General features: G+C 52.4%; 19 protein-coding genes. 6 read left to right on the plus strand and 13 right to left on the minus strand.

The window, feature by feature from the left end:
- Nucleotides 1–90 precede the first annotated feature (90 nt).
- A complete protein-coding gene (gene hpf / locus GOB58_RS04430; protein ID WP_086553356.1) occupies nucleotides 91–684 on the plus strand; it encodes a ribosome hibernation-promoting factor, HPF/YfiA family in 594 nt (197 codons plus the stop codon).
- 77 nt (nucleotides 685–761) lie between these two features.
- On the opposite strand, the gene GOB58_RS04435 is transcribed toward hpf, so the two are convergent.
- Both GOB58_RS04435 and GOB58_RS04440 read right to left on the minus strand, forming a co-directional pair.
- On the minus strand, nucleotides 762–1028 hold the full coding sequence (locus GOB58_RS04435; protein WP_086553357.1) for a hypothetical protein: 267 nt from the start codon (nucleotides 1026–1028) through the stop codon (nucleotides 762–764).
- Between the two features lie 46 nt (nucleotides 1029–1074).
- Complete coding sequence (locus GOB58_RS04440; protein ID WP_086553358.1) at nucleotides 1075–1578, minus strand: Hsp20 family protein; 504 nt, start codon at nucleotides 1576–1578, stop codon at nucleotides 1075–1077.
- Between the two features lie 224 nt (nucleotides 1579–1802).
- Between GOB58_RS04440 and def the strand changes: the two genes are divergently transcribed.
- Genes def through GOB58_RS04460 form a run of 4 tightly spaced genes read left to right on the plus strand, consistent with a single transcriptional unit; the run spans nucleotide 1803 to nucleotide 4660 of the window.
- On the plus strand, nucleotides 1803–2366 hold the full coding sequence (gene def, locus GOB58_RS04445; RefSeq protein ID WP_086553359.1) for a peptide deformylase: 564 nt from the start codon (nucleotides 1803–1805) through the stop codon (nucleotides 2364–2366).
- Nucleotides 2367–2391: 25 nt separating this feature from the next.
- A complete protein-coding gene (fmt, locus tag GOB58_RS04450; RefSeq protein WP_086635862.1) occupies nucleotides 2392–3309 on the plus strand; it encodes a methionyl-tRNA formyltransferase in 918 nt (305 codons plus the stop codon).
- 21 nt (nucleotides 3310–3330) lie between these two features.
- Nucleotides 3331–4158: a tRNA pseudouridine(38-40) synthase TruA gene (gene truA, locus GOB58_RS04455; RefSeq protein ID WP_086635863.1), complete on the plus strand. Its 828-nt coding sequence runs from the start codon at nucleotides 3331–3333 to the stop codon at nucleotides 4156–4158.
- A complete protein-coding gene (locus tag GOB58_RS04460; RefSeq protein ID WP_086553362.1) occupies nucleotides 4136–4660 on the plus strand; it encodes a YaiI/YqxD family protein in 525 nt (174 codons plus the stop codon). Before truA ends, GOB58_RS04460 begins: the two co-directional genes overlap by 23 nt.
- 15 nt (nucleotides 4661–4675) lie before the next feature.
- Here the strand turns inward: GOB58_RS04460 and GOB58_RS04465 are convergent, their stop codons facing one another.
- The 9 genes from GOB58_RS04465 to rpmH all read right to left on the minus strand — a co-directional run bounded on the left by GOB58_RS04465 (nucleotide 4676) and on the right by rpmH (nucleotide 12242).
- Nucleotides 4676–5317, minus strand: a complete 642-nt coding sequence (locus GOB58_RS04465) for a hypothetical protein (protein WP_173559464.1) — start codon at nucleotides 5315–5317, stop codon at nucleotides 4676–4678.
- 40 nt (nucleotides 5318–5357) lie between these two features.
- Nucleotides 5358–5981 carry a hypothetical protein gene (locus GOB58_RS04470; RefSeq protein WP_086635866.1) on the minus strand — a complete coding sequence of 208 codons (624 nt, stop codon included), beginning with the start codon at nucleotides 5979–5981 and terminating at the stop codon, nucleotides 5358–5360.
- A complete protein-coding gene (gene dapE / locus GOB58_RS04475; RefSeq protein ID WP_173559465.1) occupies nucleotides 5981–7150 on the minus strand; it encodes a succinyl-diaminopimelate desuccinylase in 1170 nt (389 codons plus the stop codon). The genes GOB58_RS04470 and dapE overlap by 1 nt, the downstream gene beginning before the upstream one ends.
- Before the next feature lie 15 nt (nucleotides 7151–7165).
- On the minus strand, nucleotides 7166–8014 hold the full coding sequence (gene dapD, locus GOB58_RS04480) for a 2,3,4,5-tetrahydropyridine-2,6-dicarboxylate N-succinyltransferase (RefSeq protein WP_086553366.1): 849 nt from the start codon (nucleotides 8012–8014) through the stop codon (nucleotides 7166–7168).
- Nucleotides 8015–8176: 162 nt separating this feature from the next.
- Nucleotides 8177–9082, minus strand: coding sequence for an acetylglutamate kinase (argB, locus tag GOB58_RS04485; RefSeq protein WP_086553367.1), 906 nt, complete (start codon nucleotides 9080–9082; stop codon nucleotides 8177–8179).
- Nucleotides 9083–9120: 38 nt separating this feature from the next.
- Nucleotides 9121–9798 carry a ribosome biogenesis GTP-binding protein YihA/YsxC gene (gene yihA, locus GOB58_RS04490; RefSeq protein WP_086553368.1) on the minus strand — a complete coding sequence of 226 codons (678 nt, stop codon included), beginning with the start codon at nucleotides 9796–9798 and terminating at the stop codon, nucleotides 9121–9123.
- Nucleotides 9798–11546: a membrane protein insertase YidC gene (yidC, locus tag GOB58_RS04495; protein ID WP_086553472.1), complete on the minus strand. Its 1749-nt coding sequence runs from the start codon at nucleotides 11544–11546 to the stop codon at nucleotides 9798–9800. Before yidC ends, yihA begins: the two co-directional genes overlap by 1 nt.
- A gap of 124 nt (nucleotides 11547–11670) precedes the next feature.
- Entirely contained in the window at nucleotides 11671–12090 is a 420-nt protein-coding gene (gene rnpA / locus GOB58_RS04500; RefSeq protein ID WP_086553369.1) for a ribonuclease P protein component, read from the minus strand.
- 17 nt (nucleotides 12091–12107) lie between these two features.
- Nucleotides 12108–12242, minus strand: a complete 135-nt coding sequence (gene rpmH / locus GOB58_RS04505) for a 50S ribosomal protein L34 (RefSeq protein ID WP_081773530.1) — start codon at nucleotides 12240–12242, stop codon at nucleotides 12108–12110.
- 149 nt (nucleotides 12243–12391) lie between these two features.
- Between rpmH and GOB58_RS04510 the strand changes: the two genes are divergently transcribed.
- Nucleotides 12392–12586 (plus strand): HAMP domain-containing histidine kinase, encoded by a 195-nt coding sequence (locus GOB58_RS04510; protein ID WP_086553370.1) that lies wholly within the window; start codon nucleotides 12392–12394, stop codon nucleotides 12584–12586.
- Nucleotides 12587–12603: 17 nt separating this feature from the next.
- On the opposite strand, the gene gloA is transcribed toward GOB58_RS04510, so the two are convergent.
- A complete protein-coding gene (gene gloA, locus GOB58_RS04515) occupies nucleotides 12604–12990 on the minus strand; it encodes a lactoylglutathione lyase (RefSeq protein WP_086553371.1) in 387 nt (128 codons plus the stop codon).
- 92 nt (nucleotides 12991–13082) lie between these two features.
- Complete coding sequence (locus tag GOB58_RS04520) at nucleotides 13083–13922, minus strand: LpxI family protein (protein ID WP_173559529.1); 840 nt, start codon at nucleotides 13920–13922, stop codon at nucleotides 13083–13085.

The following is a 13922-nucleotide window of genomic DNA, read 5'->3' on the forward strand; positions in this document are numbered from 1 at the left end:
CAGCCTTAGCTCTGATACCAGAGGTAAAGTAGATTTTTTGCCATCAAGACAAAAAATAACTCCGGCAACAGGTTAGAAAAGGACTCACGAATGAATATTCATGTTTCCGGTAAACAGGTTACTCTTTCTGATGCACTAAAACACAGGGTTAATACCCACCTCAACACACTGACCGGCCGCTATTTTGATAAAGCGTTCGATGCTAAAGTTACTTTCAGTAAAATACGCTCGTTTTTTACGTGCGATATTAACGTCCATGCAGGACGTGGCGGTATTATCCTTCGTGGTGAAGGTGAAGGTGCTGACGCGAACGTCGCCTTTGATGATGCTGCTGAACATATTGCCAAACGACTGCGCCGCCATCACCAGCGTATAACCTCGCATACGCGTGCGGATAAGACTGAACAGCCGCCTGAAACAGGCCGCTCGTACATCCTCGATGCTGAAACCTCATTTAACGAAAGTAAGGATATCACCCCGCCACCGGAGGAAGCCTCCTTTCCGGTCATCATTGCTGAGCAGGCAACGGACATCCCTTTTCTGAGCGTAAGCGAAGCTGTTATGCGCCTTGACCTCGCCGGCTCAACACTCCTTCTGTTTCGTAACAGTAAAAATCAGGAAATTAATGTTATCTTCAGGCGCTCTGACGGTAATATTGGCTGGATTGATACAGGGCCAGCCTGATTTTTTCCTTTAAAAACGACAAAGGCCAGTGGCGTATCTTATACCACTGGCCTTAACCGGATGTATTCTGGCATTCTTTACTGCAGCCCTGCTGTAACCATGTCGTTTTTCGAAATAATTCTCGAGGCGGCCTCAATATCATCAACGACTGAGAGCAACGCACCATCTGCCGCATGAATAGCCCAGGCTGCATGTCCGTCTGCCGTTACAGAAGGACGCACATAAGCAACATTTGTTAACCCCATAATCAGAAACTGATGCTCTGATAAGTCCTGAGTATTCAGCAGCATAGCTTGCTGATCCGGTGCCAGAACAATCTTTCCGTTATGGGTTGTGACCTTCATAATCCGCTCCATTTATTAAAATAAATTTATAAATAGCACGGTTTTGTTAACTTATCTCATCATTTTCAACTTTATGTAATATTCTTGACGACCGTTGCACAAAATCCCCGGAGGTCCGCCTCGCAGATGTCTTCTTCTGACCAGGCTGCATAATCTCAATACGCTTTACACGCACCTCAGGCTGCGGACGGTATAAGTCTATATGCAGCAGGCCATTATCAAGCCAGGCTCCCCCGGTCTCAATCCCTTCAGCAAGGACAAACGCTTTCTGAAACTGGCGCGAGGCAATGCCACGGTGCAGATAGACTTTTTCTTCTTCCTCTTCTGCCTGCCGCCCTCTTATGACAAGCTGATTATGCTCCTGCGTGATCTGCAGATCTTCCATCCGAAACCCTGCAACTGCCAGAATAATCCGCAGTTTATCAGAAGCAACCTGTTCAATATTATATGGCGGGTAACCATCACTGGCTCCCTTGCTGGCACGTTCAAGCATCTGCTCCAGATGATCGAACCCTAAAAACATAGGGGAGCCAAATACTCTGCCTGACATAAAAGCCTCCTCCCTCCTGAGCGAGACAAAGCCGGACCCAACATGGCATCCGGTCACTGCATAAAATATGGGGGGAGGATCAGAAAAACTCAAGACAAAGGCAGCTTTCAGCCGCGATGAAACTCTCAGAATATCTGTAAATCAAAAAGCAATATGAGCATTTTAAAGAAAAATGACTTATTTTCCTCTGGCATAGTCAGAAGGAGAAGGCTAAATCGGCTGATATGACACATGCGCTTCAGACTGATATCGCTATCGCCGCAACTGCAGCCGATGCGACCCCTATGCCTATTCTCATTGCCCCTCATGCTGTTCTGCGTCGCAAAACACGCGAAGTACGCCCTGAGGATATGGCTGACATTCGTCGTCTTCTGCCTGGCATGTTTTCTGCCATGTATAAAGCACCCGGCATTGGCCTGGCCGCTCCTCAGGTCGGTCTTGACCTGCGTTTTGCACTGGTTGACCTGGGTGAGCCCGAAGCCCGCGAACCTATTATTATGATTAACCCCGAAATTCTGAGCGAAACAGAAACGATGGCTGTGCGCGAGGAAGGCTGTTTGTCACTCCCCGATCAGTATGCTGAAGTTGTTCGCCCTGAAAAAGTACGGGTGCGCTGGCGCTCAGTTGATGGTGACACGATTGAACGCGAGGTTGATGACCTGATGGCAACCTGCATGCAGCATGAAATTGACCATCTTGAAGGCATTTTATTTGTCGATCACCTTTCGGCTCTGCGCAAAAATATGATTATGCGCCGCCTGGCAAAACAACAAAAAGCAAAACGCTGATAACACTGACAGGGATACTCTGATTATGCGCCTCATTTTTATGGGAACACCGGAGTTCTCTGTCCCTGCCCTTCAGGCTTTGCATGATGCCGGCCATGAGATTGTTGCTGTCTACACTCAGCCGCCCAGGCCGGCAGGGCGAGGCAAGGCTATCCGCCCCTCGCCTGTTCATAAAGCAGCTGATGCCTTAGGCATTCCTGTCAGGCACCCGCTCTCTTTACGTAAAAATGAAGAAGAATGGGCTGCATTTGCGGCACTCAATGCTGATGCAGCAATCGTGGCCGCTTATGGCCTGATTCTCCCTCAGGTTATGCTTGATGCCCCCCGCCTTGGCTGCCTGAACATTCACGCAAGTCTGCTGCCGCGCTGGCGCGGTGCCTCGCCTATCCAGAGTTCTGTTCTGGCAGGCGACACAGAAAGCGGTGTCACGATTATGCAAATGGAAGCCGGGCTTGATACCGGCCCTATGCTGGTGCATGCCGCAACGCCCATCACACCGGCAACCACAGCGACAACATTACATGATGCTCTGAGTGCTCTTGGTGGTGAACTGGTCGTGTCAGTCCTGAGCAATCTGCCACAGGCAACCCCTCAGCCAGAAGACGGTGTTACCTACGCTCCCCGCCTGACAAAAGAGGATGGTCGCATTAACTGGCAGGACAGCGCCAGCGCCACAGACCGGCGTATTCGTGCCCTGACCCCCTGGCCGGGTACTTTTACCAGCACGGAAGATGGTACGATTCTTAAAATCGGGTCGGCTGAGCTTCTGGCAGATAAACAGCATTCCGCACCTCCGGGCACAGTGCTCGATGACACATTAACCATCGCCTGTGGCACCGGTGCACTGCGCCTGACACTCATACAAAAGCCTGGCGGACGTATGATGGATGCGCAAACCTTCCTGCGTGGCTTTTCCCTCCCTTCGGGCACACGCCTGGCCTGAACATACACACGCATTATAATTATGACTGAAACCAGTTCATTTACCCCTCAGGCTCATACCGGCTCTGATGACCTTAGCTCTTCCATTCAGCGCTGGGCTGTTAAAGTAGAGTATAACGGCACGGGCCTTGTTGGCTGGCAGCGCCAGACAAATGGCCCCTCGGTGCAGGAGTTTCTTGAACATGCAGCTTCCTGCATCGCAGGGAAACGAACCGTTAACAGCATTACGGCCGGACGCACTGATGCAGGCGTGCATGCTACAGGTCAGGTAGCGCATCTCGATTTTCCGGCTGATATTGCCCTAAAACCTCATCAGGTCAGGGACGGGCTAAGCTATTACCTGAAGCCACATGCGATAGCTGTCATACAGGCTGCCCCCGTACCACCAGACTGGAGCGCGCGTTTCTCAGCGACCTGGCGTTCCTACCGCTACCGCATTCTTAATCGCCCGACACGGGCTGCTCTGGGTGCAGGTCTTTTATGGCATGTAAGAGGGCACCTCGATATTGACCTGATGCAGGAAGCAGGAAACCACCTTCTGGGTCTGCATGACTTCACCTCTTTCCGTGCTGCGGCATGCCAGGCGAACAGCCCTGTACGTTCGATTGATCATCTGCATGTCGCACGCCATGATGACGAAGTGCATGTTACGGTTAAAGCCCGCTCGTTCCTGCATCATCAGGTCAGAAACATTGTTGGCACCCTGGTTCTGACTGGCCACAAACGCTGGAAACCCGAGCGCGTTGCTGAAGCTCTTGCTGCACGCAGACGCAGCGCTGCCGGACCAACCGCGCCACCTGATGGCCTTTACCTGACCGGAGTTGGCTATGACCCAGACCCCTTCGCCTGAGAACGATAAAACTGTTCGTATTTTTATTGATGCGGATGCCTGCCCTGTGCGTGACGAGGTCTACCGTGTGGCTGAGCGTTACGGGCTGCACACATTTGTTGTGGCAAACCAGCTTCTGGCGGTGCCTCCAACTCCGCGCATTGAGCGGGTCATCGTCTCTGAAGGCATGGATGTTGCCGACAACTGGATCGCTGACAATGTCAGAACCAATGATATCGTTATCTCAGCAGATATCCCTCTGGCAGCCCGCTGTGTCGCAAAAGGAGCCTGCACACTCGACCCGCGCGGTCGTATTCTGGATGAAAATGCCATTGGTATGGCCCTGGCCGTGCGCAACCTGATGGATGACCTGCGCTCAAACGGCGCCATCACACAGGGCGGGCGCAGTTTCGCAAAATCTGACCGCTCTGCCTTTTTGTCAGCGCTCGATACAGCTGTTGTTAAAGCCCGAAAAAATGCAGCTCTTCCGGCACAGCGGCGCCACCCGATTTCTTTTTCATAGTCCTCTGCGGCCCCGTCAATGCACCCCGTACAGCGGGAAAAGCATCTGCATAAAACCGGCATATGTCAGGTCAGAGGCCGGAGGGCTGTAATAAGGTGGTAAAAACGAGCCTGTAACATGTACGGCAAGCATGGCCAGCGCGATATAGGCACAGAGCTGAGCCGCCCTTAAACCGCTGACTGCCAGAGCAACGCGCGCGATATACCACTGCACCCATAAAAAATTACCTGAAAATATCAGCAGCATAATCATCAGAAAAAGTGACGATGTTTTCAGGCCAGGAAACACCAGAATACCAAGCTGCGTCAGAATAAAAGCATCAATTACAACCGACCAGCCACACCATAAAGAGGCCACCATATAGCGCAGCCACATCTCGCCACGCTGCCAGTATTGCGCACAAAACTGAGAGACAACCAGCATCATAAGAGTGCAGCACAGATCGAGCAGAATATCACGCAGATCGTTTATTTTAGCGGGAGACACACAGACCAGAAACAGGCTGACAATATTAAACGCAAATGAGGGGGCTAACGCAGCCCACAGATCAGCCTTTGTGTCACCAAAACAGGCAACACCTTCGCGCCTGCCTGTGCAGAGAAGGTACGTGCCCTGGAGGATTCTGCCTGTATTTCCTCCTTCGTCAGAACCCGCCATAATCACAAACCTCGTATTTCAGGTAACAGACAGGTAACCGCTATGCTGCTCCGGCACGATGAAAAAAGACTTTCATCAGATCATCAGGTGACGGATAATGTGGCGGCAAAATGTAAGCAACGACATACATTAACCCTGTAATAACCAGCACCGAGCCATATAACAAAGCGGCCTTAAAGCCACTGATAACCAGACCAACACGGGCAATATACCATTGCAGAACAACGTCACCAATAATACCCATCATCATGACAGCGGCGGTAAAATAGGGGTTGTCAGCAAATTCGGGGAATAAAAAATGACCCGCAACAATAACAATGACCACGCCAAATACAGCGATCCAGTTGCTCCAGGTTGCCGCAGTAATATAACGCAGCCATAAATTGCTACGCTGCCAGCGCCGCGCATAAAACTCTGACACAACAACCGGCAGCAGAATTTTACATAAAAACATTAAAACCTGGATCAGGCCTGTGATTTTTCCGGGTGAGGCCAGAACAGCAAACAGATTAATCAGCACAAATGCCAGCTGCGGTGCCAGTGCTGCACCAAAAGCATCTGTCGTGCCGGCAAAATTATTAATGCCTTCGCGCCGTCCGCTGGCCAGCAGAAACATACCCTGAATGATCTTATGCGCATTTCCCTGCCGGGTCGGCTGAGACATTATGCCAGCACCTCTTTAAGAAAAATGTGATAGATCTGCGTCAGCGTTTCCAGGTCCTGCACACTGGTGTGCTCGTCAACCTGGTGAATGCTGGCACCAACCAGACCAAACTCTACCGCCGGGCAATAACGCGCGATAAAGCGGGCGTCTGATGTCCCGCCTCCGGTATCCTGCTTCGGATCACGTCCCGTCACCTGCCTGATGGCAGAGATCAGAGCCCGTGTCTCTGCCCCCGGTGGGGTCAGAAAAGATTCCCCACTGATATGAATATCTGCATGGCTCTGCGGTGCATGCTTTTGACAGACAGTGGTGATCCACCTGGCCAGTTCTGCACCGGTATGAAGGTTGTTGAAACGTATATTCAGTCGGGCCTCAGCCTTAGCCGGAATAACATTTGTTGCCGTATTGCCAACGTCCATGCTGGTGACCTGAAGGCTTGAGGCCTCAAACCATTCTGATCCCTCATCCAGTGGCCGGGCCGTCAGTTCGCCCAGCAGAGCAAGCAAACGATGCACCGGGTTATCAGCCCTGTGCGGATATGCGACATGACCCTGCACTCCTTCAACCACAATATGAGCATTGAGGCTGCCGCGCCGGCCATTTTTGATCATGTCACCGATAGCAAGAGGATTCGTTGGCTCACCAACAACACAGTAATCAGGAATGTGTCCTTCCTGCGCCATCCACTCCAGCACCTTCTGCGTGCCGTACGTTGCCCGTCCTTCTTCATCTCCTGTGATCAGAAGGCTGACCGAGCCGGGACCACCCTCACCCATACGGGCTGCGGCTGCAACAAAAGCGGCAATACCACCCTTCATGTCACAGGCACCGCGGCCATAGAGCACACCATCGGCAATATGTGCAGCGTAGGGAGGGTGCGTCCACAACTCTTCTTTTCCTGGTGGCACAACATCCGTATGGCCCGCAAAACAGATATGCGGGCCTTTATCACCACGACGTGCAAAAAAATTGAACGTCTTTTCTTTCCCCTCGCCAAAGGCAAGGTGCCAGACCTTAAAACCCATCTGCTCAAGCACTGCAGCCAGAAGCGCCTGAGCTGCTCCTGTATCAGGTGATACAGATGGCTCACGGATCAGCATTTGTGTCAGAGCAACGGGATCTGTCGTATCAGGCAGAGAGGCTTCCTCTCCGAAAGAAAAGCGCGTCATGGTGTCTCTGTACCTTTAGTCGCGCAGCAGGTCGTTGATGGAAGTTTTAGAGCGTGTGCGCTCATCAACGCGCTTGACGATAACCGCACAGGCAAGGTGGGGGTTAGGCTTGCCATCAGCACCAGCAGGTGATGAAGGTGGCAGAGTGCCAGGCACAACCACTGAGTAAGCAGGCACGCGCCCCATGAAGATCTCTCCGGTGGCACGATCAACAATTTTTGTCGACGCACCAAGGAAAACACCCATGGACAGAACTGAGCCACGTTCAACAATAACACCTTCAGCGACTTCTGAGCGTGCACCGATAAAACAGTCATCTTCAATGATAACAGGAGCAGCCTGAAGAGGCTCAAGCACACCACCAATACCTGCACCACCGCTGATATGACAGTTACGGCCGATCTGAGCACAGCTGCCAACGGTTGCCCATGTATCAACCATTGTGCCGCTGCCAACGTGCGCGCCAACATTTACAAAAGAAGGCATCAGCACAGCGCCGGGAGCAATAAAAGCAGAATAGCGCACAACGGCACCCGGCACGACGCGGAAACCAGCGGCATCAAAACGAGCCTGGTCCCAGCCGGCAAATTTAACCGGCACTTTATCAAAAGCCGGAGCACCCGCTGCTGCACCAGGTACAACCACACTGTCGTTAAGACGGAAAGAGAGCAGAACAGCTTTTTTCAGCCACTCATGCACAACCCAGCCACCATCTTCAGGGGCGGCAACACGCAGCTCACCGGCATCCAGTGCGGCAAGAGCTGTTTCGATTGTTTTACGGCCTGCTCCGGTCGTTGCAGAAGAGATCGTATGACGTTCTTCCCACAAAGCTTCGATTTGAGTACGCAGTGTATTGTCTGTCATGAGGCACCGTCAGAAACATAAGGAACATCAGTCAGAGCTGTCAGCCCTGACCATTAAAACGTGAGCAAGGACCATGCGGACAGAGACGAGCCCTGTCAACGCACCATCCTTTATGCCACACACGCCACGGCAGAACTGCCGGGGGCTATAAACAGCTTAAAGTTAGTCAGCTCTGATAAGAGTGCCTGAACCAGAAGTTGTAAACAGCTCGAGCAGACAGGCATGCGGTATGCGCCCGTCAATAATAACCGCAGCCTGAGCCCCTGCCTGCACGGCCTCGATGCAGGTTTCAACTTTAGGAATCATACCGCCGGTAATAATACCGTCTGCAATTGCTTTACGCGCCTGGGTAGCAGTCAGCTCAGGAATGAGATTACCCTGCGCATCAAGCACACCTGCTACGTCTGTCAGCATAAGCAGCCGTTTGGCGTGCACAGCACCAGCCACAGCACCGGCGGCTGTATCGGCATTGATGTTATAGGTCTCGCCATCCTCACCCTGCCCGACAGGGGCAATAACCGGCACCAGGCCAGAACCTGACAGGGCGTAAATCACACGCGGGTCAACTTTAACAGGCTCACCAACAAAGCCGAGGTCAAGCACACGCTCGCTCTTTGTCACGGGGTCATATACTGTGCGCTGATGCTTGCGGGCAGTAATGAGGTTGCCATCTTTACCTGATATGCCAACAGCCATAGCACCGGCGCGGCTGATCAGCCCGGCTACCTCTTTATTGACTGAGCCGGACAGAACCATCTCGATCACGTTAACCATGCTGGCATCAGTGACACGCAGGCCATTAACAAAAGTTGACTGAATGCCCAGTTGGGTCAGCATATTGTTAATCTGCGGGCCACCGCCATGCACAACGACCGGGTTAATGCCAACCAGTTTTAACAAAGCAATGTCACGACCAAATGTCTGCGCCAGGTCAGAATTGCCCATGGCATGACCGCCATATTTTATGACAATCGTATCACCGGCATAGCGACGAAGGTAAGGGAGTGCCCCGGCAAGAACAGCGGCCTCCTGGTGAGGCCCCATGGAGGCATTGTTGGCACTGGTCATAACGGCAAAAGTCCTGCTGCTAAATCTGCCAGATGGCTTCAGGTTAACGGGAGAGCGAACTCGGCAAGCTCGGCGCGCAGCTCTTCAATACCCGTACCTTTTTCACTGCTGGTAACAGCCAGAAAGGGGCAGGCTGCAGGGTGGCGCTTCACCTGCTCCTGCAGGGCGTTGTGTTTAGCACTCAGCGCCTGTGGTTTAAGAGCATCGCATTTGGTCATCACGATCTGAAAACTGACAGCCGCTTTATCAAGCAGCTTCATCATATCAGTATCGTGCTTTTTCAGTTCGACACGGGCATCCAGCAGCAGCATAACCCGGCGCAAACCAGGCCTGCCACGCAGATACTCAAACATCATCTCCTGCCAGTCTTCTTTCACTGACTTCGCAGCTTTTGCGTAGCCATAACCGGGCATATCAACCAGCATCAGTCTCTCAGCGAGATTAAAGAAGTTGAGCTGCTTTGTGCGCCCTGGCTCTGAAGATGCACGGGCCAGCGCCTTACGACCGGTCAGCGCATTAATAAGGCTCGATTTACCGACATTCGAGCGGCCGGCAAAAGCAATTTCAGGCAAAGTCTGCGGCGGGAGCTGCCCCAGTTTCTGAGCACCAAAAATAAACTCACACGGGCCGGCAAACAGACGCCGCCCTTCCTCAAGGGCGGCATCAATCTGAGCCTGATCTGTCAGTTCACGGAAGGTCGTCGAAGCCTGAAGCATTATTTGTTACTCAGCGCAGCTTTTTTGGCATCAGCTGCTTTAAACCCGCGCATAATGATGACCTGCTGCAGAGCTGTGAGCAGGTTGCTCCAGCTATAGTAGATCACAAGGCCAACGGGCTGGTGTGCCATAAAGAACGTAAACACCAGAGGAATGAAAGTCATAACCTTCTGCTGTGCCGGGTCCATGTTCGTTGAACTGGCACTGATTTTCTGCATCAGGAACATGGTTGCACCATAAATGATGGGCCATGCACCAAGAGAGAGAATAGCAAAAATATGTGACGGGTCGAACGGCAGCAGACCAAACAGATTAAACACGTTGGTCGGGTCAGGTGCAGAGAGGTCTTTAATCCAGCCAAAGAAGGGCGCCTGACGCATCTCAATGGTCACATACAGGTCTTTATACAGACACCAGAACACAGGCGCCTGGATAAACAGAGGCAGGAACCCGCCGAAAAGATTAACACCCTCCTCACGGTACAGTGCCATGATGTGCTGCTGCATCACCATCGGGTCTTCTTTGTAGCGTGCTTTAATCTGATCGACTTTTGGCTTCAGGCGGCTTGTCTTCCAGGTCATGCGCATCTGTTTGACGGTCAGCGGCAGGAAGGCAACCTTAACAATCACGGTAAAGGTCAGCAGAGCCAGGCCAAAATTACCCATAATTGAATACAGCCAGTCGAGCACCTTAAACACCGGCAGGGTCAGGAAAGAGAGCCAGCCAAAATCCACCGCTTTCCAGAACATGGGGATATGCAGCATCTTCTGATAATGATCGAGAAGACTGTATTCTTTTGCACCGGCAAAGAGATGTGCTTCAGTCCCCGCTGTCTGCCCGGCAGCCACTGCCACAGGGGCCACGTTGGTAAAGCCAACCTGATAGGTCGTGCTGGCAGCCTGATAGTCATATGTACCAACGACCTGAGCTGCCTGGTCAGGCACAATCGCCATCAGCCAGTATTTATCGGTAATACCGGCCCAGCCACCTTTACCCTGATGGCTCCAGGCAATGTTATTGGGTGGTACACTGTCCTGACGCAGGGATTTATATGACCCTTCGTTCAGGCGGTCATCAATAACGGAAATCGGCCCTTCGTGCACCAGCATCCCCCCATTAGTTTCGGGGGTATAGCCACGGTTAACACGATAAAACGGATAAAGCGAAACCGCCTGCGCTGTATTATTATGCACATGCTGACTGACCGTGAACATAAAGTTACGATCAATCGCCAGCACGATATCAAACACAAAGCCCTGACCGTTATCCCACGTCAGTGTAACGGGGTGTGTCGCATCAAGATGAGGCTGATCAGCTTTCCAGACGGTATTAGCGTCTGGCAGAGCAATTTTGACATCTTCAGGGGCGCGCCAGCCAAAATCAATATAATCAGGACGGGCCGTGCCAGTCTGGCTCAGCACACGCACATCAGGACTGTCTGGTTTTGTTGTTTCGCGGTACGCCTTGAGAACGAGGTCATCAAGACGGGCACCTCTGAGATTGAGGCTTCCCTGAACAGCAGGGGCGTCAATTGTCAGGCGGATATCGGCCTGAGCAGCATCGGAACTTTCGGCAGGTCTGGCAGCTGCACCTGATGTAGCAGCGGCTCCGCCGGCAGGGGCGTTAAGAGCCTGCGTTGCAGCAACCGGCACAGGCTGCTGTTTAGGGGCTTGCGGGAAGAAATAATCAAACCCGATAAGGACAATAGCTGACAGAAATGTTGCCAGTATGAGACGACGTGTATCCATTCTCTGGCCAGCAGGCCCCCTTGTAGCAAGCAAAAAAAATAGCAGCACACTGCCTGCGAGCCGGGAAACCTGAAAAGACAAACCATAAAAAAACGGAAATCAGGCACAACAGGCCTGAAAAACTTTAAGAACCGTTTTTACCTGCTCTGGCTTTTCTGTCGGCCTCAGACAGACATACCCCCAGTGCCTTACGAAAATCTGTGATCAGAGCCGTGAAAGGCCTGTCTCTTGTCCCTGCACGACCAATCAGAACGAGGTCAAGACCGTTGAGCGAGGTTTCTGCCTCGACGATTCTCACAACTTCGCGCAGACGACGACGCACTCTGTTACGCACAACAGCGTTGCCGACTTTTTTGGTAACTGTGTACCCCACACGGGCAGCCCCCGAATCAGCACGCCTGAAGAGCTGAAGAACAAGGCCTGGCACCGGGCTTTTACATCCACGCGCAGCCAGAAAAAGAAACTCTTTGCGCTTTTTAAGGCCCTGAGACTGAAGAGGTCCGTCTTCAGCCTGCTCAAGGTTTCTTCCCTGGTCTGTGACCATGGACAACCCCTCAGCCCTTAGGCAGAAAGACGTTTACGGCCTTTTGAGCGACGGTTAGCGATAACTTTACGACCACCAACTGTTGCCATACGTGAACGAAAACCATGGCGACGCTTGCGAACGAGCCGTGAAGGCTGATAGGTGCGCTTCATTGCGGCACTCCCTCTGATAAATTAATTGTCAGACAGATAGATAAAACTACCTGCCCCTGTAAAGGGCGGCTTATAATGACCTGAAAGCCAGCCGTCAATCGTTGCCAGAGTCTCTCGGATAATCATAACCAACAAGAAGGCTATTCCTGATGCCACAGTCTGACACCATCCAAACCGCCAGCAAAAAACTAAAGCATGATATTAAAAATATTATTGCCCCTGCCCTGCTGAGTGTTGAGCTGCTCGAAACCCACCAGGACTCTCAGGTGCAACAGGCTGCAAACACGATTAACAGCTCGCTTGAACGACTGTTATCACGCCTGAAGCAGGACCCGGCTGCATAAGCAGCCGGAGCCGGAACTTACCGCTGGATAAGTTCTATTTTATAACCATCGGGGTCTTCAACAAAGGCGATAATGGTCGTGCCAAATTTTACCGGCCCGGCCTCACGGGTTACTTTTCCGCCACCCGCACGCACGGCATCAGCTACCGCTGCAACGTCTGAAACACCAACGGCAAAATGACCAAAGCCGGTACCAACGTCATAGCCGTCATCCTGCCCCCAGTTATAGGTAAGCTCAATTTCAGCCTGCCCTGCGGCATTGTCAGCATAGCCAATAAACACAAGCGTATATTTGCCCTCTGGCACCTCACGCCGGCGTAGCTCATGCATGCCGAGTAATTTATAAAATGCGAGGCTTTTGTCGAGGTTGCGCACACGCACCATTGTATGCAGATAACTGGCCATTAGACTTCTCCCCGCCGATAACAGAATAATATCTCATACTAGCAGGCGTCACCTGACACACAAACCGATGAAGGCACGAGCACAGTCACAAATCAGGGAATAAAACGCTCAGGTTCAACGGCTATCAGAAAAAGTCCGCTCTTATCAGCTTCCGCTACGCAGTTTTCAGAATCAGTTAGCAGTGTGTGTGCTGCCTCAAAGGCGATACCCCGCAAACCGGCCTGCGCTGCGAGCCGCACAGTAACCGGGCCAATCGTTGGCATGTCAGCGCGTTTATCCTGACCTGGCTTTAAAAGCTTGACCAGTACACCGCCCTCTCCGGGCTGCTTACATAGCCCCGCACGTTCCAGCATACGGTCTGTGCCCTCCATGGCCTCAACAGTCAGAACCACGCCATTCTGCACAACGCATCCCTGCCCGATATCCAGCCGCCCCAGAGTCTGCACTACTTTTATGCCATGCGCGATATCAGCTCTGGCAATATCATCAGGCCGAATCTGCCCCAGTACTCCGGGTTCAGAAACAGACTGCGGCAAAAATTCGTGAGCACCACGAACCCGAAAGCCTTCCTCCCCCAAAATACGAACGAGGGAGGCCAGAAGGCCATCATCACCAGAAAAAAGAGAACGACCCAGACGGGCAAGAATACGCACCCCCTCAGAATCGGGATACAGACTCCGTAATGACGGGCGACGCACAGGGCCTATAAGAACAAGATCACCGCACTTATGCTCTCTGAGCAAAGAGAGCATCTGACCCGCCGCACCCAGCCTTACAATCTGGTGCGGCCAGGGCGCTATCGTCTCAGGCTCTGCGAAGCCCTCGAAACCAAGAATGAACACCGAGCCGCCTCTGGCCACAACAGCTTCAGCAACTCTGGCAGGCAATGGCCCGCCACCGGCCAGAATCCCTACAGTTTGCGACGACTGCAG

This window comes from Acetobacter thailandicus, assembly GCF_011516655.1.
GTDB classification, from domain to species: domain Bacteria; phylum Pseudomonadota; class Alphaproteobacteria; order Acetobacterales; family Acetobacteraceae; genus Acetobacter; species Acetobacter thailandicus.